This is a genomic window from Gimesia fumaroli (assembly GCF_007754425.1).
Lineage (GTDB): Bacteria > Planctomycetota > Planctomycetia > Planctomycetales > Planctomycetaceae > Gimesia > Gimesia fumaroli.
On record NZ_CP037452.1, the window covers coordinates 1931331 to 1952943 of the forward strand.

30 protein-coding genes are annotated in these 21613 nt (G+C 46.4%); 3 read left to right on the plus strand and 27 right to left on the minus strand.

Features of this window, described 5'->3' with window-relative positions:
- Positions 1-2 precede the first annotated feature (2 nt).
- Positions 3-1805: a hypothetical protein gene (locus Enr17x_RS07450; RefSeq protein ID WP_145307390.1), complete on the minus strand. Its 1803-nt coding sequence runs from the start codon at positions 1803-1805 to the stop codon at positions 3-5.
- Positions 1805-2206, minus strand: a complete 402-nt coding sequence (locus Enr17x_RS07455; protein ID WP_145307392.1) for a hypothetical protein — start codon at positions 2204-2206, stop codon at positions 1805-1807. Before Enr17x_RS07455 ends, Enr17x_RS07450 begins: the two co-directional genes overlap by 1 nt.
- Positions 2207-2346: 140 nt before the next feature.
- Between Enr17x_RS07455 and Enr17x_RS07460 the strand changes: the two genes are divergently transcribed.
- Complete coding sequence (locus tag Enr17x_RS07460) at positions 2347-3399, plus strand: hypothetical protein (protein ID WP_145307394.1); 1053 nt, start codon at positions 2347-2349, stop codon at positions 3397-3399.
- A gap of 119 nt (positions 3400-3518) precedes the next feature.
- Here Enr17x_RS07460 and Enr17x_RS07465 read toward each other — a convergent pair whose 3' ends face one another.
- From Enr17x_RS07465 to Enr17x_RS07565, 21 genes are all read right to left on the minus strand, one after another.
- A complete protein-coding gene (locus Enr17x_RS07465; protein ID WP_145307396.1) occupies positions 3519-4439 on the minus strand; it encodes a hypothetical protein in 921 nt (306 codons plus the stop codon).
- Positions 4440-4446: 7 nt separating this feature from the next.
- Complete coding sequence (locus Enr17x_RS07470; RefSeq protein WP_198001012.1) at positions 4447-4656, minus strand: hypothetical protein; 210 nt, start codon at positions 4654-4656, stop codon at positions 4447-4449.
- Between the two features lie 279 nt (positions 4657-4935).
- The gene (locus Enr17x_RS07480) at positions 4936-5304 is read right to left on the minus strand and encodes a hypothetical protein (protein WP_145307402.1); all 369 of its coding nucleotides are present in this window, start codon (positions 5302-5304) and stop codon (positions 4936-4938) included.
- A gap of 7 nt (positions 5305-5311) precedes the next feature.
- The gene (locus tag Enr17x_RS07485; protein WP_145307404.1) at positions 5312-5755 is read right to left on the minus strand and encodes a hypothetical protein; all 444 of its coding nucleotides are present in this window, start codon (positions 5753-5755) and stop codon (positions 5312-5314) included.
- A 97-nt stretch (positions 5756-5852) separates the two neighbouring features.
- A complete protein-coding gene (locus Enr17x_RS07490; RefSeq protein WP_145307406.1) occupies positions 5853-6119 on the minus strand; it encodes a hypothetical protein in 267 nt (88 codons plus the stop codon).
- Between the two features lie 152 nt (positions 6120-6271).
- Positions 6272-6532: a hypothetical protein gene (locus tag Enr17x_RS07495; RefSeq protein WP_145307408.1), complete on the minus strand. Its 261-nt coding sequence runs from the start codon at positions 6530-6532 to the stop codon at positions 6272-6274.
- Between the two features lie 94 nt (positions 6533-6626).
- Entirely contained in the window at positions 6627-6833 is a 207-nt protein-coding gene (locus tag Enr17x_RS30340) for a crAss001_48 related protein (protein ID WP_390622526.1), read from the minus strand.
- Positions 6834-7204: 371 nt separating this feature from the next.
- Complete coding sequence (locus tag Enr17x_RS07500) at positions 7205-7501, minus strand: hypothetical protein (protein WP_145307410.1); 297 nt, start codon at positions 7499-7501, stop codon at positions 7205-7207.
- Positions 7498-7794 (minus strand): hypothetical protein, encoded by a 297-nt coding sequence (locus Enr17x_RS07505; RefSeq protein ID WP_145307412.1) that lies wholly within the window; start codon positions 7792-7794, stop codon positions 7498-7500. Before Enr17x_RS07505 ends, Enr17x_RS07500 begins: the two co-directional genes overlap by 4 nt.
- A complete protein-coding gene (locus Enr17x_RS07510; protein ID WP_145307414.1) occupies positions 7791-8492 on the minus strand; it encodes a hypothetical protein in 702 nt (233 codons plus the stop codon). The genes Enr17x_RS07505 and Enr17x_RS07510 overlap by 4 nt, the downstream gene beginning before the upstream one ends.
- 11 nt (positions 8493-8503) lie before the next feature.
- Complete coding sequence (locus tag Enr17x_RS07515) at positions 8504-9499, minus strand: hypothetical protein (protein ID WP_145307416.1); 996 nt, start codon at positions 9497-9499, stop codon at positions 8504-8506.
- Positions 9496-9963: a hypothetical protein gene (locus Enr17x_RS07520; RefSeq protein ID WP_145307417.1), complete on the minus strand. Its 468-nt coding sequence runs from the start codon at positions 9961-9963 to the stop codon at positions 9496-9498. Before Enr17x_RS07520 ends, Enr17x_RS07515 begins: the two co-directional genes overlap by 4 nt.
- Positions 9953-10288: a hypothetical protein gene (locus tag Enr17x_RS07525; protein ID WP_145307419.1), complete on the minus strand. Its 336-nt coding sequence runs from the start codon at positions 10286-10288 to the stop codon at positions 9953-9955. The genes Enr17x_RS07520 and Enr17x_RS07525 overlap by 11 nt, the downstream gene beginning before the upstream one ends.
- Positions 10275-10508 (minus strand): hypothetical protein, encoded by a 234-nt coding sequence (locus tag Enr17x_RS07530; RefSeq protein ID WP_145307421.1) that lies wholly within the window; start codon positions 10506-10508, stop codon positions 10275-10277. The genes Enr17x_RS07525 and Enr17x_RS07530 overlap by 14 nt, the downstream gene beginning before the upstream one ends.
- A gap of 25 nt (positions 10509-10533) precedes the next feature.
- Positions 10534-10824: a hypothetical protein gene (locus tag Enr17x_RS07535; RefSeq protein ID WP_145307423.1), complete on the minus strand. Its 291-nt coding sequence runs from the start codon at positions 10822-10824 to the stop codon at positions 10534-10536.
- A gap of 89 nt (positions 10825-10913) precedes the next feature.
- Positions 10914-11348, minus strand: coding sequence for a hypothetical protein (locus tag Enr17x_RS07540; RefSeq protein WP_145307425.1), 435 nt, complete (start codon positions 11346-11348; stop codon positions 10914-10916).
- A gap of 13 nt (positions 11349-11361) precedes the next feature.
- A complete protein-coding gene (locus Enr17x_RS07545) occupies positions 11362-11715 on the minus strand; it encodes a hypothetical protein (RefSeq protein WP_145307427.1) in 354 nt (117 codons plus the stop codon).
- 25 nt (positions 11716-11740) lie between these two features.
- The gene (locus tag Enr17x_RS07550; protein ID WP_145307429.1) at positions 11741-12958 is read right to left on the minus strand and encodes a hypothetical protein; all 1218 of its coding nucleotides are present in this window, start codon (positions 12956-12958) and stop codon (positions 11741-11743) included.
- Between the two features lie 116 nt (positions 12959-13074).
- On the minus strand, positions 13075-13425 hold the full coding sequence (locus Enr17x_RS07555; RefSeq protein ID WP_145307431.1) for a DUF2513 domain-containing protein: 351 nt from the start codon (positions 13423-13425) through the stop codon (positions 13075-13077).
- Positions 13426-13436: 11 nt separating this feature from the next.
- Entirely contained in the window at positions 13437-13721 is a 285-nt protein-coding gene (locus Enr17x_RS07560; protein WP_145307432.1) for a hypothetical protein, read from the minus strand.
- A gap of 57 nt (positions 13722-13778) precedes the next feature.
- Positions 13779-14795: an endonuclease/exonuclease/phosphatase family protein gene (locus Enr17x_RS07565; RefSeq protein ID WP_145307434.1), complete on the minus strand. Its 1017-nt coding sequence runs from the start codon at positions 14793-14795 to the stop codon at positions 13779-13781.
- Between the two features lie 118 nt (positions 14796-14913).
- Here Enr17x_RS07565 and Enr17x_RS07570 point away from each other — a divergent pair, with 118 nt between their 5' ends.
- A complete protein-coding gene (locus tag Enr17x_RS07570) occupies positions 14914-15861 on the plus strand; it encodes a hypothetical protein (protein ID WP_145307436.1) in 948 nt (315 codons plus the stop codon).
- 124 nt (positions 15862-15985) lie between these two features.
- A complete protein-coding gene (locus tag Enr17x_RS07575) occupies positions 15986-18166 on the plus strand; it encodes a tetratricopeptide repeat protein (RefSeq protein WP_145307438.1) in 2181 nt (726 codons plus the stop codon).
- A gap of 64 nt (positions 18167-18230) precedes the next feature.
- On the opposite strand, the gene Enr17x_RS07580 is transcribed toward Enr17x_RS07575, so the two are convergent.
- From Enr17x_RS07580 to Enr17x_RS07595, 4 genes are read right to left on the minus strand one after another with little or no spacing between them, the layout of a single operon-like run.
- On the minus strand, positions 18231-18857 hold the full coding sequence (locus Enr17x_RS07580) for a PD-(D/E)XK nuclease family protein (RefSeq protein ID WP_145307440.1): 627 nt from the start codon (positions 18855-18857) through the stop codon (positions 18231-18233).
- Positions 18854-19183, minus strand: coding sequence for a DUF5131 family protein (locus Enr17x_RS07585; RefSeq protein ID WP_145307442.1), 330 nt, complete (start codon positions 19181-19183; stop codon positions 18854-18856). Before Enr17x_RS07585 ends, Enr17x_RS07580 begins: the two co-directional genes overlap by 4 nt.
- A gap of 17 nt (positions 19184-19200) precedes the next feature.
- On the minus strand, positions 19201-21138 hold the full coding sequence (locus Enr17x_RS07590) for a DNA cytosine methyltransferase (protein ID WP_198001013.1): 1938 nt from the start codon (positions 21136-21138) through the stop codon (positions 19201-19203).
- Positions 21135-21608: a hypothetical protein gene (locus tag Enr17x_RS07595; RefSeq protein ID WP_145307444.1), complete on the minus strand. Its 474-nt coding sequence runs from the start codon at positions 21606-21608 to the stop codon at positions 21135-21137. Before Enr17x_RS07595 ends, Enr17x_RS07590 begins: the two co-directional genes overlap by 4 nt.
- Positions 21609-21613: the final 5 nt, after the last annotated feature.

Consider the following 21613-nt stretch of genomic DNA (forward strand, 5'->3'; position numbering starts at 1 on the left):
CCTTAAAAGAATTCTTCGTTTTCGAGAATCGAATCGAGGGACACACCCACGAATCGCAATGCTCGGTAAAAGTAAACTGCTGAGTCAGCTCGGTCTGGTGATCTGCCGATCTTTTCATGAACTGACTCTGGTTGATTTTCCTTGTTAGTAACCTTTCGTTTTGGGCTAATAGCAAATTTGAAACCGTCTGAGCTCATAATCTTCTCCGGTGCTGTCAGCTCTAATTCCAGGGCATCACTGGGCGGCATGAGAAACGGCAATCCTTTCCATTGTCCCTTTTCATTCAATCGCTTTGCCAACTCGCCATAGTTCTCCGCTCGCAGATTGGCATACCGTTTAGGATCAACCTCAGGAGTGGCATTGCCTCGCACCTCAACAACTTTCACGCCCCGCTTCTTGAGGATAGAGACAACTCCCCAGCCGATGCCGTCCATGTCGACGCCAACAGGATGGCTACCCTTCTTGAGGTCGATCCTGTAGTGTTTCCGTGCTGAATCAACAACCCAATCAGCCAGGCCCTCTGCATCATCAATATGATCTTCCAGTTGCTCCCTGATGCCGTTTTTACCACCTGCAGTAAGCACAGAGGCATCACCATTGGTTGAAGCTCCCACATCGAGACCGAACGCTTCTACGGGCAGCATAGAATTCAGTACCTTAGGCACATGGCTGGAGAGCAGTCTGCCTTGAATGGCTTTCTCTTTGAATTTTCTGTGAACTTTATGCCACTTCTTCCAGAGTCGATTAGGCTCCTTGAGCCAGCGTCGGAAGATGAGCTGCTTGTCAGGATCTTCGTCTGGAAATTTACCATGGGCAAAAGTACGTACAAAGAACGGATCAGGATTTTCAAGGTGCCCCAAGAATGTGTCGTATGTAGTTTGCCCGGGGATGATTGGCTCTACCTTCACCATGTCCGCATTATCTATCAGCTGGCCAGGTTCGTATCGACGACCACCAATTTCGATGCCACCTTTGGGAGAAACCGAGTCCTGCAGACATTTCATTTTAACATTCAAGCAGTCATTACCGCCGATCGTAATCAGTCGTCGCCTGCCATATGGCCCAATTAGTGTTTGTGACTTATCCTTTTCGTCTTCATCTGCCAAGTCAAAACCTGCGCGGAACTTGCCTGATGTGGTGCGAGGATTCGCCATTGCCAGGAACTTTTTAGATTGTGTGTTTGCCAGAGAGTAACGCCCATTTAGAACCGGGGCAGTAGCCTCATCAAACACATAAAGCACATGCGGAGAGTGTGATCCAGAAAATCCTTCTCCGGTCTTAGGAGAACTGATAACAACTTCGTGCTTTTTACTATTCTTATCTGTGACTCCAGTAGCCTGTAGTTCATAGAAGGGTGGCGTATAGCGCATTTTACGCCACCATGAATCGACCTCGGCAAACATGACGTTCACGGCCTTCTTGTACGAATCACGGGTAATCACGATCCGAGCATCGGGATAAATGCAGTAGTAGGTGCAGATGATGATGCCGGCAGCCCCACCTTTACCACATCCGGTATTTCCTTTGACGTAAACCTCACGGATGGATGGATCGAAGATGGAGCGAATCATGTCCACTTGGAAGTCATCCAGAATCAGGTACCGCTGCTTCCGCTCCCGCATCTGGTAGATTTCAGAGAGCAGGGACGGATTGGCAACGATGTCCTTGGCATAGAAGATCCGGCCCCACTGATACTCAATCCAATCGAACGGATCACCAGCGCGGGCCTTACGCGTCGCCAGCAGGATGCGGGCCGCGTCTGCTGCCTGATAATCGGCTTCGGAATAAACAACATCGGTGACCATCAGTTATCATCGTTCGACTGCATTGCTTTAAGGCGATCGAGAACCGGGGCAGCGGCTGCCAGCTTCTCTAATTGTTCATCAGACAGATTGGCTTGATCCATCTGCTCCAACGTGGTGTGCAGATCGCCGGATACGTGGACGTCATGCTCCTGAACGGGAGGGGCCGCATTGATGTTCTGCTGGTGCATGTGGGTGAGGATTCGGGCTGCAATAGAACGCTTGCGAGCACTGTAGGCGTAGACCTTCTTGCCCGGGGTCTTAGGATCTTCTACCTGCTTAAATACGATCTCAGCCATTGAAGCGGGCAGGCCCTTATACAGCCCGGCTGGCATTTCCCACTGTGGATGCGTAATCACCTGCTCAATCATTCGCAAATCCCTTGTGCCTGTTGTTAAGCTCATTTTCCACCTCCGGGGAGATGAAAGCAGGCGACCGAATGATGTCAAGGTTATGTTGATTGATATGCATTGTACAGGTGTGTATGCTGTGTGCAGTTGGATGTGTACGCCGTGGCTCCATTATTCATTGAGGACACTTAGTTATGAATGAGACTCTTCAAGCTTGCAGTAATTTCTTTGCTAAAAAATGGGATAAAATCATACCGATTGTACTTACTATAATTGTGATGGCCGCTGGGTTTTCGACATACGTGTTGGATACTTTTACATCGATGCAAAAAGAAATCAGAAAATTGAATGATCTAGCCACAACTAACAAAAACAACTTGATCATAACTGAAGGCAAACTCAACCAAGCAATCACAGATGCGCAAAAAAATGCAGATTTAGAAAATAAAGAACAAGATAAAGCTCTTATGAAACAAATGAAAATCACCTCAAAACTTGAAGGTAAAGATGAAGCTACAAAGGAGATGAGACAAAGAGTAGACCAAAACCTAGCTGACACATTAGAGAAAAACGCACTGAATTCAAAAGCGGTGAATGATCTTAGAATGAAGATCGCAGAACTCAGAGTCATTTACGAGAAAAATAAAGGAATCAATAATGTAGATTCTGATCTCCTCGGACAATTTCTAGCTCTTCAAGAAAGTGGCTTAAAAGACCTTCCTTCAAATCTATTAAAAAATGATCAGGCTATTACAGAATTAAAATATTTTAGCAAAATTTTGGGAAAGCAATTAAACGGAAAGCTCGTTCTAAGCACAGCTGAAGAAATACCTGGTAGTTATCCTCAATTGCAGAAATGGAGAACTGCGGAGACTGAGGGGATAGTGCTTGTGTATTTTACCTTGAGTAAAAAAGTAGATGGTATGACATTCCACGATGGACAGTTTCAGTTAATAGGCTCTACTCGTAATTCCATTGAGGATAAGAATCCATCCAAAAATACCAGCGCTTACATTAGTGGTGTTTCAAATCAACCAAAGCAAGCTACTCTGGTCATGCACGTACCTGCAGGAAAGCAATGGAGAATTACTGGAGGAGCGAACGGAGAAACTATTGAAATTGAAGATAAAAAAGCAATTGAAGCATTTAGCCTGCTTAAACATCGTATAAGTGTGAAATGGATTAGAATTTCTAAAATTGAAATACCAAAACTTGATTCCCCAATAATATCTAATGAATCTAATTAGGCAAACGTGAGTAATGCATGACGGCATCCTAGCTATGTCGTCGTGTAGGGGCGGCTCGGGTTTAGCGGCGCGAGCTGCCCCGCTCGTTGCGTGGTATCAGAGTGAACTGCCGAACGCTGTCAATACTGTTGTTGCGTTTCGTCTGAGATCCAGCGACCGCTATCTACGTCCCTCTTGGGGAGATTGAAACAATCTGCTGGTGGGATGCTAACGACTTTACGGGGCTTACCTGCAAGCTTTTCCATTGCACGTTTCATCGCATCGGCTGCTTTGCTTGGGTTCACCAGCTGGTTCTCGCAATCCTGCCTCACATCGACTGCAAGCAGCTGGTACCGAAGCGCTTCCAGCTCTTCATCCGTGATGCCAAGGTCTTTTGCAAGATCTTTGACTTCGTCGGGCCATTGAGGACCTGCATCAACAGCGGCCCTGAAGTCGCCAGGCTTCGGCCAGGGGCAGCCCGGCATCTGCAGGAACCTCTTTCCCTGCATCTCAGTCACTTCTTTCATAGCATTCTTTAATATCCGCCCAGCTGCTGCTCCGCGCCTTCCTGCCTCATTGAATTTCTCAACGATCTCATCAGGAACTGGAATGCCGCCATGGTCAAGTGCGTGCTTCTCACTCAACATGACAATGGCATTACGATCCGCAGGCGAATGCTGAAACGGTCGCACCTCTGGATTGGCATACCTGCAGTTGCATCTGTGTTTCAGTAGGGTGATGCATTTGCTGCTCTCTGTGTTCGCCAGGAAGCAATAGCAGGTGGCTGGTTCTTCAAGCCCGATAGTCTCCTCGTACTGAGACTGCTGGGCCAGGGAATCGAACATGTGATTTGAGGATAATTCGCTCCACCAATCACATGCTTCCTGAATCCAGTCGATGTCATTGTCGTCAGCCGAACCACCATCGTCTTTCGTGGTGTAGTGGCCTTTTCCATGGCAGAGAACGCACCGACTGCGTGACGGCTTCCAGATCTCCCACCAGCTGCGCCAATGGTTCTTGACGTGCCCCTCACCTTCGCACAGCTCGCATTGTCGTTTCATAATTCACCTATCGTGACTTCCTGATTTTAATAACACCCCGCTGTGCTTCAGCCCCGGGAACACCGTTCAACGTCATCTCTTCATCGTGCTGGCTGTGAACGGCATGGGCCCGCAGAATCAGAATCTCTTCCAGCGGACGGCCGCTCTCAAGCTGCTCGGTCAGGTTCTGCAGGCGATCGATTGTTTTCTGACCTACTGTCATTTCGCGATTCATCATCAGGCATCCTCAAACAGACGAGCTTGGCAAACTCCTCAATTGCATAGTCACGCCAGAACCAGTCGTAAATCCACCAGACGAGCCCCTTCAGGAAGAAGACAAGGGACGCGAACATCAACATCACAATGGGCAGGGCTATGTAGAACGGCACGTCCGATTTACTCCATCCGCCCAACCACATAAGAATTCGAGCAAGATACAAGCTTCCGAAAGCACGGCATATGTTGATGCTCGCGTTGGCGTTGATGAACCAGTCAAGCTTTTCTTTTGTGCTTTGGGTCATAGCGGTTTCCTTGAAATGATCCCCATTGATTCGTCGTACTCGAAATCATCATAACTGAGTTCAATCGTAGTGTCGTAAACAGACGCCACAAAGACTTTCTCAGAGTCAGCATAAACGGTATCGAGGCACAGCTCTTTGCGGCACTCATTGCCGTGAATGATCATTTCGGGGTTCAGCTTATAGAAGCCCATTCCTGTGCTGTCACTATGTCCTTGGAAGTGCCCGTGGATCTCACCGCCTGCTGCCTCACATGGCCTCAGTTCTATTTTTCCATCTGAAAATTCATCTGACACGCCGATACAGATTCGCTCTTTGCCGCGCGAGAGTATTTCCAGTAGTCGAATAATAAACAGCCTGTGATTCATGACATCCTCAAATAAAAGGGCCTAGATAAGCACATACCCTGAATCGGATCGGCCCCGGTTCAGGAAACTCAATAAACGTGATCGGCCTGTCTTCCAGGCTGAAAAACCGATCAACGCTGTCCGCCAATTCCTGTGCGAGGCTATCAATTGATGCCTGCCGCAGCGACTCCATAGCCGCCTTGAGATGGATAGCGTCAGCTACCAGGTCATCAGCGGTGATGTCACGCATCTTGATGGCGAAGCTTTGACCGTTTATTAAGTAGGGATCACTGTTTGAAATCATCGTTCGATGCCTCAAGCCTCTGAACTCGGTCAGCGAGAAGGGCTGCAACTTCCATGACTCCGAAACCGCCACGTTCTTGGATTCGCTCGAAAGATTGAGAGTGTCCTTGTGCAGCATATTCCTCGTGAGCGAGACGCAGGATCGACTCTGGCATTGTAATTGGTTCACGTTCCCTGTTCCTTTTAAACCATGAGTGTTCAACCTGGACTACACCCTGTGGCTCTGAATCATTTAACATACGACCGCAGTAAAACCGTTTCATTCATCACCTCTTCCGGTGGCTGCGCGGGATCGGAAAACGCCGGCGTTCTTTTGTGTTCTGGTACCGCTGGAACTTCTGCCGCTCAGCAATGGCAAGTCTTCGGGAAGCGGCCTTCGCCTGTTTCTGCTGTGCCTGATTGATCTTACGGGCTGCCTCAGCAAACGCTTCAGAAATGGCCTGTGCTGTTTTCCGAAGTTGCTCAGAAGCACGAGCAAAAGCTTCGGAAAAGGCTTTCTTTTGCTGTTCTGTCAGCTCGTATCCTGATTTCACATCATCCCCCTAACAAAAGTAAAAGCAGCCACCAAAAACTTTCCGGCTCGTCCTCACGCTTCGGCTTCGGATCGGAAGAGAACTCTCCAGGCGGTGGCGGCGGTGAAGCGTGACCTGTGCTTGGTGGCTTTGGTGGCGGTCCGTTTCGCATCTCACATCTTCTTTTCTTTTGGCCCCGGAGAGTCCAGCCCTTCGTGTGGTTGATAAAAAGTAGGTGCCGGTGTCGTATGCTTGAGGAAGTCAGTTGGCTCTGAGGGAACTGGTGGGATCGTCGTTGTCCAGTTCAGAGGATGCATCCTGCTGTAGATGTCGTCTGCAAGACCGCGTGCATGGTGCAGAGACAACCCATCAGGCGCGTTCTCAAATACAAACTGGTCAACACGCTCTTTTAGTTTATCGGAATCACCGCTCATCGATTCGCCCCCCCTGCAAAAATAAAAAACCCCCAAGCCCCCTGGGTCTGAGAAGGGCGTCGGGAATGAAGATCAATTTGATTCACTACTCAAGTCAGGCACTGTTACACTGCCTTGAGACTCTCCGCATCAGAACAGAATGATACTGCTCCATGTGCTGGAGCTGCTCTTTCAGGTCTTGACGGTCGATTTCCGGAAGCGAATCGTATTTTTCAGACAGAATGAATTTCTTCAGCCTTTCAACCTTCCGATGAAGGTCACTATGCTCTTCGAATAGTCTGCCTCTCCAGTTATCAGCCATATCAGCATCCCCTTTTCAAATGTCGTTTCTAGCAACGATCTTCCCGTTCTTAACTCGGGTCTCGTCACCATGGAAAATCAATGCACCAGAAAGGGGGCAGACTGTTTGAAAAACGCGGACACACATAACCTGAATCAACGTGCTTCCGGGATTCGCTTTGAGAATCAGTTTGCCAGCAAGATATTCATTCTCAATCGCAATTGTCTCGGTCGTTACCTCTCCCGTTATCTTTTGAATAGTTACGAGGTATTCCCGTTTCTGCCTAACGCCCATACGCCATCCTTGCCCCCAATGGTTGTGCAGTGAATGACCGATTCTACGTTTCAGTAATTGAACTGGTAATTGAAATTTATTTCAGTGGTGTAATTGCACTATTGGTTGTTGTCTTCCAGCCACCATGTCACGAACCACTCAATCAGCTTGGGGAGAACCCACCAGAGCAGCATCGTCCAGTCAATGATTCCATAGTTGTCCCGGCTCAATTGCTCCCGCACATCAGCTTTGACCAGCCGTTTCAATTCACGTTTGTTTGTCACGTCTCGATGATTACGAGCTGACATCAGGGCATATGCCAGAATCGTGTTGCGAGAGTAAACGTCTCCGCTATCCCCGTATGTGATGCCGGCTGCTTTCTGCATTCGTAGATTTTGTGCTGCATCTGGACTCATGATAGATTCAATGCTTCCCACGGATAGAACGGATCAAAGCGGTCTGGAATCATTCGGGCATCCACACGAACGCCCTTGATACATAGCTTCAACCCGTTGATTTCGAAGTTCACGCCGTAGTGATTGACTATCGGCTTTGTTCCTGTGAAAGTGGCTTTCAGATCGCCGTTGACCTCTTCCAGATTGAGGCTGATTGAACTACCAGACGGCATTCTGACTGAGTTATCGCCAACATCTAATTTATTGCCACGCAACAGGTTTACGAATTTATCGACGAATTCTGGACCGTTCATCTGCATCTCCCGCTGGAACATCCTGAAGAAAAGAACCGCCTGGCCCGTCTACCTCGTCGGGTAGGCTGGTATTCGTAAGACTCGTAATACTGAACCTGCGGGCCTTCCTGAACTGGCTCGGGCTGTTTAATTGATGGGTTTCTGATGCGGAACTTCGCTTTGAATTCGTCGATGTCCCCGCTGGCCAGCTGATATTCTTCGCCATCGTCTCCCACCCAGTGCAGGGTCGGGTAGGCTTCCACCCATGCGGGAGCTGGGTACTCAACAAATCGCACGAATGGCGCCAGGTGCGTGGTCTGCTTGAGCAGTTCGCATGGTCCGCAATAGAAGTCTGTCGCGTAATACACCCGCACTTCAGGCCGTGGGTCTGCTTGTTTCGGTGCTTCGGTTTTTACTTCAGTTGACCGCGTGCATTTACAATTCTCGCCACAAGAGCAAGGCACCTTCATGTGGCCATCTCCTGATAGAACCTGTTTGGTGCCTTTGCATTCATCACAGCGAGTCTGGACCTTGGAGTTATTCGCCGGCTGTGGCTCGTGAAACGCGATCTGAGAAGCGACCTCTGCTTTAATGGTGGTTGTGTCGGGTTCGTAACCAGAGACGCTGGAGCAGCCGACTAGAGTGACGATAGTAATGATCGTCAGTGAGATCGTAATCAACAGATCGAGTGGATGGATTTTCTGCCAGTAAGATCGCATTGTGTTCTCCTCTACGCCACCGTGAAGCGGCTAAAAATTTTCTTGAAATCGGTCCGATCACGTCGCCAGTTGGCATAATCGCCAATCGCCCAGCAGTCACCAGACCGGCAGATCCAGTCCACGTCCCGCGCTGGAATCCACCAGGTGAAACCCGCAATGTTGTCGGGCATTGAGGCGGGATACTTCGGTCCCGATGCAACATTTGGACCCCATGACTGAGCACAGAGAGCACCAGGTTTATCAAACCGGACACCGATCAAGCACATCTGGTGAGACCACGAACCTGAACGACTGCAGAACCCATTTCGGTCCCGACGCATTGAACAGCCATAATCCGAGGCAATGGTCACCGGGCATTTTGAAATCGCGATTGCCGCGGCTACGTCGTCGAAGCTGTTAACCTTGGAGATCAGCTTGACCGGATTCCCCTTGGCAACTTGATCAAGCTTCCCGCTATCGTTCCGACCTCCGCAGCCCCAATTGCCCCACTCTTTCTCTTTGCTGCCGGAATAGCGACGCAGGTCGTGCTCCGAGACTCCTGTTTCACCGGAATAGTCTTTGCGATAAACAACTCCCCACTCTTTCATAAACTGAGCGGCAGCAGCACCGTAGGCACCGTCAGAGTAACCACCACGTCGACCGCCGTTAGTTTCTACGCGACAGCCGCCATAGATCGCTTCGGTCGCAGCCTCAGCGTATCGTTTCTTCGACCGTGATTTGTATGCCATCTTCGCCGTAATGAGCGTAGCGGCCAATTCTGCCCCCCATGCGACGCACGAACCGATGGCCTGTGCGCCGCGTCGGTAATCCGGATCAGCCCAGAGCAATGGTTCGTAGAGCAAAGTTTCTTCCATGTCGGCGGCGAACTGCCTTTGCAGGCTGAATGTCGCGTTCGTGAAGTCGGGGAAGGGATTGCTCGGATCGTTGAGAACTGCCGTCACGCCTTGCGGGTTTGGTTTCCACCCGCAGAGCTTCTGGATATCAATGCCGTTCACTTTCCGAATCATTTCCCACCCCGCAAAGCTTGAGCCATTGCCTGAAACATCTGCACGACTCGCCGACGCTGATCGCTGGAGAGGTCGACCGCTTCGTTGTCCGGCTCCAGTTCTTTGCTCAATGCATTGCTGATCGTGTCAGCGAATGGACCTAAAGCCGGATCACCGCCCAGCAGATCAAACGACATGCATTCCGCGAAGACCAGGGCCACATCTGTTGAACTGACGATATTTGGTTCACCCTGCTTGCCGTCGAACTCCACGCGGTCAGCAAACGCATTGCAGACGGCAGCTACATCGGCCGCTAGCTGTCGCTTTCCTGTGAACTGAGCGGGCAGGGTAGAACTAAACCCCCAGTCATCGGAGACTGAGGGTTGAGGAACGTCCGGAGAAGGCGTTGGCCCGCTTGGATTGCTCGGCCCGACGTAACAGCCGGGAAGCAATAACACAGCTATCAGCAGTAGTTTACGTGTCATCTCCGTAAAGCCTTTTTAAGATGCGATTGTGAATGACTTCCAAGGCTTCTTCAGCTTCGTCACACCCTTTGCAGGTCGATGCCAGATGCTTGATGGACTTTACATCTTGATCGTAAGTACTGGGATCGGTGCCGGCTCCTTTGAAGTACATGCCAGCTCCACTGAAACCGAGACCGCCGAGCAAACTAACAATGCCTTGAATGAGCACGCTCAAGTTGGATGTGTCCATATTCAAAGCATCGCTGAGAGTAAAGCCGCCGTTGCCGATCAGAAAAAAACCGAGTATGGCGGCGATGATTGGTAGCCAGCTTTTAAACGTTTGCATTGTTATCCTTGCTCCATCGACGAAGGGCATCGATCGCGTAGCCACAAGCCAGGCCAACGAACGATGCAACCATCTGGTTTTCAATGTTCAGGGCCTTAACCTGTTCAAGCATTGCGATGCCACCAACGGCTGCCCCGTAAATCGCAATGTTTGTGATCATTTCGACCGTGTCAGACTTCAACCATTCCCAACGGCCACTCGCTGTTTTGTTTTCATCCATCGCTAAACCTCGTCGTTTAAAAAGTTTATGAGCGACCGCTCAACAGATTATTGATGTGAATCCCATGCTCTGCAGTCTCTTTGGCGCAGGAATCCACTTTTTGGTTTGTGGTGTCAATCCGACGATGGATGACCTCATGAGCTTCTTTGTTTTCAGCCTGATCTTCTTGAATCGATGCCGACATCAACTCCATGTAGGTGGCCGTTTTGGATGCGTGGCGTTCCATGTTGAACATCCACCAGGCGAGCGGTCCCACCGTGGTTACAACCAGAACAGCTATCTGGATCCAATCGCTGGCTGTCAAAGATTCGAACATCACTACTCCATCAATCGCGGCGTCACGGTCACATTGCGCGAGAGGTTAGATCTGCACCAAACGATGTCAATACTGATTTGACTGAGAGATTAAGAGAGGGCGTTGTGGTAGAGGTGTTCGCCGTTATAAACGGGTTCCCATTCAGACTTTGTCATCTCATGAAAATAATCGGATGATGGTCGAACGAGGATATAAATCAGAGATCCCTGTCGATCTTTGACAATGATGCCTTTGATTTGAGACGGTGCCACTTTGTAGCGGACACCATTTGTTATGGCGAATTCGGCAGGGATGAACACAGGTTTTGGTCTGAGGTGACTCATGCCACCGTCTTCAAGCAAGGGAAGGGGATATGTTCCGGCCCAGCGAACGAGCTCCAGATTGTGACTGAACAGAAATGGGATTAGCTGCGGTTTGCCTTTATGGCGAAATGTGACCAGGCCATCACTGGTAGTGAAGTTTTGAAGCTGCTCAGTCTGGGAGTTTGTAAAGTCGGAGAGATTGAACTGGACTGCATCACACATTGATGTGAGAGGGCTATTGAGCTTTTCGAGAGTTGCAGATATTACAGCTTATAGTGACGCCATCATAACCTGACTCCCGAATAAGATTAACCAGTTTTCTATCATGGTCCCAGCAGGCCATGCAGTAGATACTGTCATTTAGGGCATCTTCGTGCCCCTCAACACAGTAGTAATTACCATGCCTAACAAGCTTATTGTCTGTTTCAAAAGCAGATTCTAATTCTTTCAGCTTCTCTTTGAGAGCGAGATTTTCTTCTCTCAATGTAAAAATGTCATCACTAAGATTGACAATTTTTTCGTACAGTTCTTGATTGCCAATCTTTTTGATTAACTCAGTGACTTCTTTTACATCAGAGATAATGCTCATTTTAGTTCCATTATTCGTTCAGAGACTAACTCTGCCAGGGGAAGAACTTGTCCCCTAAAGGAGGTATATCAAACAGTGAGACTTTGTAAAGAACAATGTAAAACAGACAGCTGATCGTGTATAAGCTTAGCGACGTTCGAATGACAGATGCTGTTCTCAATGTGTAGTCTATTGTTGAATTGTCATCACTCTCTTTTATTTCACCCGTTTCAATATGTATTAGATTGCTACTGGCATACCAAAACAAGCCCAGAGCTAGTAAAGAGTTCGCCGCACTGGCAACCTGCCAAATGGGAATAGAATGAGGCTCAATAAACATCGAGAGTTTTGAAAGAATGGAACTGTCTGAGAACCGCTCGTTGAGTTCATTGATTCCTGTGAATATCAAAATTTTAAACACGAACAAAACAAGTACAGCAGAAGACACAACTGAGATTAATCGTCCCCAACTACTTTTGTTGATTACTTTCAATCGTGTAATCATTTTTGTTTTTGGAGTTGCTTTTGGAATGATCCAAAGTAAGGGGGCCCAAACTATTGAAGTGGATTTTAAGGAAAAGCGATAAATGATAGGTCCAGAATAAAATAATAAAAGAGTAACGAGGAACCAACAAAAAAAAGAATATGGCTCAAGAAATATAATGACCAATGAAATTAGTCTTCTTATTAATGAAGTTTTCGGATCAATAATAAGGTCGAAATTATATTTTACTCTTCTAAAAGAAATGTCAAATACGAATTTACAATACGTTACAAAATCTAAGATATCAAAGGATATTTTATTTTTATTGAGTTGAATACCAGGAACTAACTCTGGAGGGTGAAATAGATCAGTGCACACACAAATTTGTATCCAGTTGCATGGTATTCGAGTAATTGTTTCGATGGGGCGCTTAATAATTCCCATGATCATTGCGAAAAGGCGACATAGAAGAGGAACAAATAGAAGTGTGCAGAAATACAAAAAAAAGGCAAGTATTTTTTTGGTCCCTACACTCTGAGAATAGTTGAGTATAGCCAAACTTTCGTATTTCAGGAAAGTATGTAACGCAAGATTACAAGAAGATTCAGTTCTCAGTAAAAGCAACGGTGCTACGCAAGCACCAACTAGAACGTAATCCCATGTTCCTAAATAACTGATGGCAAGCCAAAGTGAAAATGAGACAGCAGCGATTGTTTCTATGATCGCTAGCAAACTGACTTCTAAATTATTGGCAGATTGAGGTGTTGAATAAAGACGCATGATTTTTCTTTGACTGTAGCATCCACTCTTTTATTAAATTCTTACTATCTGCCGAATCTTGACAACAAAAAAACTGATATGCAACCACTGAAACCACAACACTTGTCTGAGGAAGCTTAAATCCCCAGCTGATTTTTAGTTATGTTCTTCAGCAAATCTCCCATTAGATCAACGGAAATTGCCCCACCAATCTCCTTTGTTTTCTCTATTGCTTTACCCCAGATCGTAGGTGACTGTGCTGCTTCCAGGAAGTCGTGCCCTTTGTTAGTGAGTCGTGACAAATGGACTGAGTTTCCTGCCCTTGTCTTTGTCTCAAAGCCTTCAGCCAGCTCTGCATCTAGAACAAGGTATTTGTGATACTCTGCTGTTTCACCGTCCCACTCGCCTATTGGTTCATCTTCGTCTGGTAGACTATCTGCTTCTAAGTTAATTAATATTTCTCGTATTAAATTCATGTTACGTTTCATCTGATTACTCCTCAGCAATTTAATTCTGCTGCTCTCTCTTCCATGGCCTCAACCGTAAGGAATGCTGACAAATCTCCGAAACCATGCACTTCAATACCCCCTGTTTCAGAGATGGTTATTGCAGCCGGAACAGTTTCAGTTCTTGGGTCGTCTTCATCAAACCCGATTTTTTTCTCTATAGTCGTAAATGAAACTATAGTAGCCTTGTAATAACGAGGAATTAGGTCACCTCCCTGATCTTCGGTGAAATTCGCAATACATGGTATTCTCATCGGTAGCTTAATATCTTCGCTCATTTTACCCTCATAGAAAATTTTAAACGTATCTATCGTGGAATTACTAGCCGCCCAATTTCAATTCCTGCCCATACTTTCAACCAACTGCTCTAACTCTTGGAGTTCTTTCTTTAGACGTCGAATTCGCTGAAGTATTTCTGTTTGAGCTGAGCTTTCTGATGATGGGACTGAGTCAGTCAGTCTAGATCTTGGAAGCGTTTCTACAATAGCCTCTAATGGCGAAGAGGTACCTGTATCGAAAACAGCATCGACCGGCCTGTGATCACTTAAGGTTGGACTTTTGGGTTCATCAAAGTCACCTTCTCGGACAATGATCGTAGACTTCGGATTCCACGCATTGGCTTTTCCGTTTACGAACACAAAATCTAATACTGAATTATAATTCGTGTTTGCATTGGTTTTGATAAGCGTACGAGGTCGAACCCATTTGACGCTATTTCCTTTCACCATTTCCTTGAACGCAGGGTTACCAGGTCCATTGGGAATATCGTAGTCAAAATTAAAATCACCGACGACAATGGTAGGAACGTTCTGTTCCTTCATCCACTTTCTGAGGCCTATTGCTTGTCGCTTTCTTTTTCCGTAATTATCTCCAGAATTTCCACGGTAAAGATGATTCACCATAAACCAAAACTGCTTACCATCTGCTTTACTTTTTAACCTGACAGCTAACGGGGCGCGTCCATTTTCCATTTTCAAATCGTGCATTTCGAGTTCAGCGGTTTTCTCGAACTTATGCGAATTCCAAATGAGTAGAAGTCTATCAGCCCCACCAGTCTTTCCGCGTTTGTATTTGAAGAATGCATTCTCTCCCGCTGCTGCTCCGACCACATATTTGATTGCATTCTTTTTCCTAACTTCTGACAGTCCAATCAGGTCGTATCCGTCAAAATCAGCCAGTTGTTGTGCGATAACATCGGAGTCATTTCCGCCGCTTTCAACATTCCAGGCAAGCACTCGAATTTCTTCTGAGTGAGCAGTGGATACAAAAAGTAAACAGCCAAATATCAATAGCATTCTCGACAATTGCATCTCAGCATCTCCTTGAATGTGATAAAGTGAAATAGACGCCATGGCACCAATTTTTACAGAAAGTGATTAAAAATACACTCATTCAATTGCTGTAATTATGCTAATAGTCAAAAATACACTTGTTCTGAAGGTTTTTCTACTAGATTTGCAGAGGAATGACATGGGTGATTTGAATAAACTGATAGAAACCGATGGGGACAGTGTTAAGGGAAAGTTGATCCTTCTGATTGTAGACAAATTGTTCATCGGGGTAATTGTTGCAATAGTTGTTGTGGGATATGACTGGTATCAAACCAATGAACAGCGAGAAGTACTTAAGATCCAGCAAGATAAAGACCGACTTGCCATGTTCTATGCTGGAATCGAAGATAGTCAAAGTCGTCTACTAGCAATTTCTGCTCTAACTAAAAACCGTGAGGAGCATCTTTTATTAGCTCTTACACGTACATACCCTAGCGAAGTTCTTAATTCTATCAGAACAATTGATAGGCTTCCAAAGTTGCAAGAGGATAGTTTTCCTAAGCTGAAAGAGAAAGTTAGTCAAGTAGCTTTGGAAGCTGCTATCGAACGCATTTCAGATTATGAGATGATTGTTAATGATTATCATCTTGAAGGACAGACGTTAGTAAATCGCCTAAGTGAGCTGTCGAAAAAAATCAATAACTTACAAGGGACAGAAGATGATCCGCAGATATTTGTTGAGTTTGAGTTGATCCGTTTGAATATAAATGACCTTATTGAGCGATTAAAACATAGTTCAGATTCAACACAAAATAACTTGGCTTTTGATTTACTAAACACGAGTTTAAGGTTAGTTAAAACTAATATCGAAAATAAAAAATTCGCCATGGCAAGTAAGAGCATTGAATCTATTCGCGATGGTATTAAGGCTGAAATGAAGAAGAAAAAGACATTATGGGACAGAATTTATTCAAATTTCAGCGACTATACTGCTCTTGTTGAAAAAGAAGACAGTAAAAGCGTACAGAAAAGAAAGAAATTGCTTATTGCTATTAAAGCGACAAACAATCTCCTACAAACTAAAAATTCAAAATTCATTGCGTCGGTCTGTCATGAGTTAGATAGATTTCCTTCCCAATCTAAGTGATTTGTAGCTTTTTATTTGACATTTTCCCAGACTGCCAAACTTACTTCTGTAGATGCACCTCATTCTATTGAGAAGATACATAGATTATGTGGCGGTCATACTTTGATAGAAATGGGCTTAAAATTTGTCAGAACAACATTTTGAATTCGATGTTTTTCTTAGCCACGCCAGTGCTGATAAATTAGTAGTGCGGGAGTTAGCAGAGCGTTTAAGGAAAGATGGGCTACGAGTGTGGTTGGATGAGTGGGTGATCAAACCCGGTGATTCAATCTCACTTGCCATTGAACAGGGGTTGGAAAGATCGCGGATGTTAATTCTCTTTATGAGCAAAGCTGCCTTCGACTCCGAATGGGTCGCGCTCGAACGACATACCTCGCTCTTCAGAGACCCCACCAACCAAGAAAGACGGTTTATACCACTACGACTCGATGACTGCACAATTACGGATGTACTTAAACAGTTTGCTTATGTTGATTGGCGCGAAAAAAATCAAGATCAATACAATAGACTATTAGATTCTTGTCGAAGTGGGAATGACTCCCTATCACAACTTTTCTCTATTCCATGGTCGAAAAACAAATGTTTCACAGGCCGTGAAAATACTATAGTTGAAATACATAAGCGATTATCAATGGATAGTAAGGGTGGTTCAGTAGTTGCACTTTCTGGATTAGGAGGAATGGGTAAAACTCAGGTTGCTATCGAATTCTGTTATCGGAATAGAGAAGAATATAGAGCGTTATTTTGGATTAGTGCAACAAGTCGACAAGCTTTTCAGCGTGGACTTATTCAAATTGCGCAAAGACTTGGATTAGGGATTGGCCACTCATATGACGAGAACAAACTAGCTTTGGCTGCAAAAAAATGGCTTTATAAACAAACAGACTATCTACTAATTCTCGATAGCTTGGACGACCCTTCAATAGTATCAGAATTCTTGAAAGACGAACCACGAGGACACATTATTATAACAACACGCAGACACCTCTTAGATTCTATGGGAATAAATGACACCATAGCAATAACTGGTTGGTCAAAAAAAGATTCATTTACTTTTTTGGAATCAAGAACTGACAGCAAGATCACAAAATCGAGCGAATCTAAAGCTGTTTCTCTACTTTTCCAAGAACTTGAGGGGTTTCCTCTTGCATTCGAACAGGTTGGGGCATTTGTCTATTCGACTGATGTCACTTTCTCATGGTATTTGGAGCACTATCAAGAACGAAAACTAGAACTCTTAGAGAGAGGTATACCAACCCAAGGCTCATATAACGCATCTGTCGCCACAACATGGATTATCAATTTTTCGCAAGTTAAGGAGGAGTCAATTTCTTCATTCAAGCTTCTCGAATTGTCTGCGTACTTTTGCAGTCACAAGATTCCTATCTTTTTAATATCTAACGGAATAAGAGCGTTTCAAAAAAAAGAATATTCTAAATATTATAGTGAATTGATAGCCACAATTCCATCCGAAGATCGAATTGCTGTTTTTGACGTGCTGCAACCCCTACAGAAATATTCCTTGATCACGATACAAGGGCAATATGAGAGCTATAGTATTCATCGGTTAGTACAAGAGGTAATGCGGGATATCACAAGAGAATCGGCCAGTTTCCTCGGTAAATGTGCAATGAGTCTAGTATCCGAAGCACTATCTCCAGAAAAGGATGAATCGGATCGTTTGTCGTTAGATGAAAGAGGGCATATCCTGCCTCATGCTGAGTATATAATAGATTCACAGGATACTACCGATATAGAATTGAGCCTCTATGTTAAATATCTTTTGGCAACAGCAGAAACTTCAGCCGATTTCGGAAGAACTGAATACGTGATAGAACTCTTGAAAAATGCGTTTGAGATATGCAGCCGAAGTGATTATGAACCTTTAGTCTGGTGGGATCAGCGCACTGAAATTGCACAATTTTTTCATGCTATTGGTCAAGAGTCAGATGCGGAACATGTTCTCTTCAGTATTATTAAGGACTTCAATGCAAGATATGGTAAAAATAGCGATGCTTCCGCATTGGCTCGATTACAATTGGCATGGTTTTATTTAGAAACTGGTCATCTGAGTGAAGCACTCATTATTTGCGAATATGCTACTACTGACCTCGTGAATAAACCTAAAATCGATGAGCCTTTTGATTTCGTCATTGAAAGAGCAGCATGTATTGCAATGCGAATATTCATGCATTATGGGCTCTCAGATGTTGCACTGGAACTAGTGGACAAGATAAAGTGTCGAGGACCCATATTTAGCGCCCTATTAAAAAGAAAGTTGGAAGAAGAATTTCCTAATGTTTAGTATGTTTACAGAGACAAAGATTAGTCTTTTAAAACAGATAAGGTTTAGGTTTAAGTGACTACTTTCAATCCTTTATTCTTTCAAATTCAATCACCCACACAAACGGGTTTGATTCGGCAGAATAGCCGCGTTTCGCATTGATCTCGTCCCAGCCCTCGAAGAATGCATTGATGTCTTCGTAGCCTTCTTTGCGGGCGTCTGCTGGCCTGATGTTGCAGACGCGTTCGAGCCGGACATCTTTAATTTCGAGTGTCAGTCGAGAGTAGGATTTCGGCATAAACAGAGGCGATTTCCATTTGTAGCCATACTCTTCACGAATTTCGTCACCTTCTGCATCAACGCCTGCACGGTATGAAATCCCGTTTCGCATCGGATACTTCATGCAATCCACCATCAGCAGCTTTGGCTTTCCTGGAAGAACATAGTGGTCGCTGTCGAGTTCTAGCCACGTCTCCCTAATCCAGAGCCGATCACCAGGTTGACCGTGCGGGCAGGTGACGTCTTTGTATTTCCTGTATGGCCCAGCATCAGTCCAGCAGCGCCAGAAGTATTCCCCGGTCTCACGATCGATTAGATGCTCGATCTCGTCGTAGGCCTCGAAGCCTTTGGCAACTCGCCGCGTGTGCGTTTTCAGACCGTCGATGATGTTGTTGATTGATCTGCCGTGGCAGATGAGTCCTCGCTCTTTCATGAATACATCTCCATCAGTTGCTTACGGGTTTTGTGGTCTGGTAATGGTGCCTGTGAGAATTCCGGGAATTCATCGTAGATCTGCCCGCAAAGTTCACGGCCCGCTTCTTTCTTGTTCACGCCGCCCCACTGTTTGAAGAAGAAGGGAACGCCGTAATACTCGCAGTGATTCAAGACACCCAGAACCCAGGCCTCTCCTTTCAGTTTGAACCCAAGTCCATAGGTCCGCGCGTCTTCATACGGTGGAGAGAAGAACGTCAGGTTGACTGCGTTGTCCTTCTGCTTCTGCATCCATGGCAGACAATCCGTTGCGATTAGATTCAACATCCTGCTATCTTTCCCCTTTAAGTTAAGTTCGCCCTTACCAGTGCCTCAGCCGGATGAGGCGATACAGAATTTCCGCACCGTGCTACCTTTGCTGCTTTGGAAAGCTTTCGCCCGTCGTAGCCATAATCGATTTTGTAATCCGGAGGAAATCCCTGGGCTTTGAATAATTCGCGAGGTGTCAACATCCGCATCAGGATGTCATCAATTTGCCACAGGCTACGATTGATCGACACCAACCCCAGTGCCAACCGGTCTTTGGCCGTGATGGTCGGAGCCGGATCACGAAGGTCGTTCCATTGACCACCGCTGCCATAGTATTTGAACATGAAGGCCCTGACTTCTTTGAGATGGCATCCAACAGCAGCGTGATGCTGCCCTTGAGCCATCACAGTTCGCAGTGGTTCGTTGACGTCGAATGCCTGCTTGCCGCCGTGATTGTTCTTAATCATCGTCACGGCGGTCAGCATATTTTGCGTGCCACGCGCCGTGATAGTCGGAAATGGATGGGATGCCGGCACACCCACCATGCCACCGAAGTGCTTGGTAATAAATGCCGCGACCAGGGCAGATTTGTTTTCTGATGTAGTGGTTCCCAGCGGGGACGTGCATGCTGTTCCAACACCCTGTCCGTACATTCGGGAGATAAAAGCACCTACCACTGCATGCTTGCCAGATCCAACAACAGTTCCGAGCGGCTTTTGAATATCCAAGCAACGCGGACGCTGGCCGGATCGTTCGCCATATCCGACTTGAACTAAAGAGGGAGCAACCAGGGCATGACGGTTCTCAGAAGTTTGCGTTGCCATTGGTTCAAGGATAGATCGACCTCGGTGGCCATTGATGCTCTTTGGCCCGTAATAGCTGGTTAGGTAAGGTGCCACGACAGCAAACCCGTTCTTACCAGTGACCGTTGGTAGTGGCTCGTAAATTGACTGACCGCGAAACTGGTCTGAGGTGTGATTCACATTGATGATAAACGGCTCGTCCGTCTCAATCACAAACCGGCGTATTCCTTCCGCAATTCTCTTTTGTGTGTTTTCAGCCAGTGGACGAACAGCTGGTAGGTTGTATTTCTCCATGATCTGCTCCCTGGTATCAAAGATTGACGGCCATGGCTGAGTCCAGTCGATTACATCAGCTACTGGAATCCACTTCTTCAGGTTACAGACCCGATTCTCCCGCAACTCATTCCGAATAACTTTAGGAGATGCATGCGTGATCGATGGCCAGACAATTGGCTTCCCGTCACAGCGAGCCACGAGGAACAACCGCTTGCGAGTCGTCGGGGCCCCGTAGTCTGATGCGACCAACTCTCGCCATTCGACTTGATAGCCCAGGCCAGCCAGACATGCGGCTGTGTCTTCTTCTCCCAGGTTTTCCTGCATCTCTTCGATGATCTCAGCAGCCGGATCACACCCATCCTGCATGGCACCGACGAACGCGTTGAAGTGTTCGCCCTCACGCTCCTTGATTGCAGTATCATTCTCGGCAAGCGGCCCCCACTTTGTGATCTCTTCCACATTCTCCATGAAAACTACTGCTGGTCGGACGCGAGCCATCCAGTGTAAGACAACCCATGACAGCGCCCGGATCTTCTTTTCCTTCGGCTTGCTGCCCCTGGCTTTCGAATGATGAGTGCAGTCAGGACTGAACCAGGCACCTTTCACAGGCTTTCCTTCGCAAACCTCTTCAGGGTCCACCCGATAGATGTCTTCACAGTAGTGCCGGGAATCAGGATGGTTCTCAATGTGCATCGATATTGAATCGCGGTCATGGTTGATGGCAATGTGTGGACTGCGACCGATGGCCTTGGCAATTCCAGTGCTGGCCCCGCCGCCGCCGGCAAAGCCGTCAACAAAGATCCCATCATCTGGCAGTTCAATGTCGAACGGATTGACAAACCAAATGAACTTCTGCCGCGCTTTTACTTTTTTGCTTTTGGTTTTCGTGATCACCTTGATGCTGCCTTTCTAAGAGCTAACTCTCTAAATCCATCCCATCGCACGATTGCAAATCCACGCTGCCTGCCACCGTAACGGCCACGTGGATATGTTTTTGAAAATGCCTCACACCACATTTGAAAATCCTCATTTAGATTTCCATAACGGAACGTGATCGGGAATAATTCCATCACTCGTTCCATCAGAATAGGAGTACGCCCCCAGACACACTCGCTGTGATGCACGTTCTCGATCACTGCAAACCATCCTCCGAAAAAGAAATGCGGGTTGTAACCAACCCATAGTCGGCTGATTCTCATCACTGGTGCATGTCTGATTTCATCCAGATGCTTCCGTTGTGTTTCACGTTTCTCTTCGTTGACCTCATCCCAAGTGACCACATTTCTTTCACGTTGGTTGATAATTACATAAGCAACATCTGGCTCTGGATTGTGCCCCCAGAATTCGAGTGCGGAACGTGTCATGATTG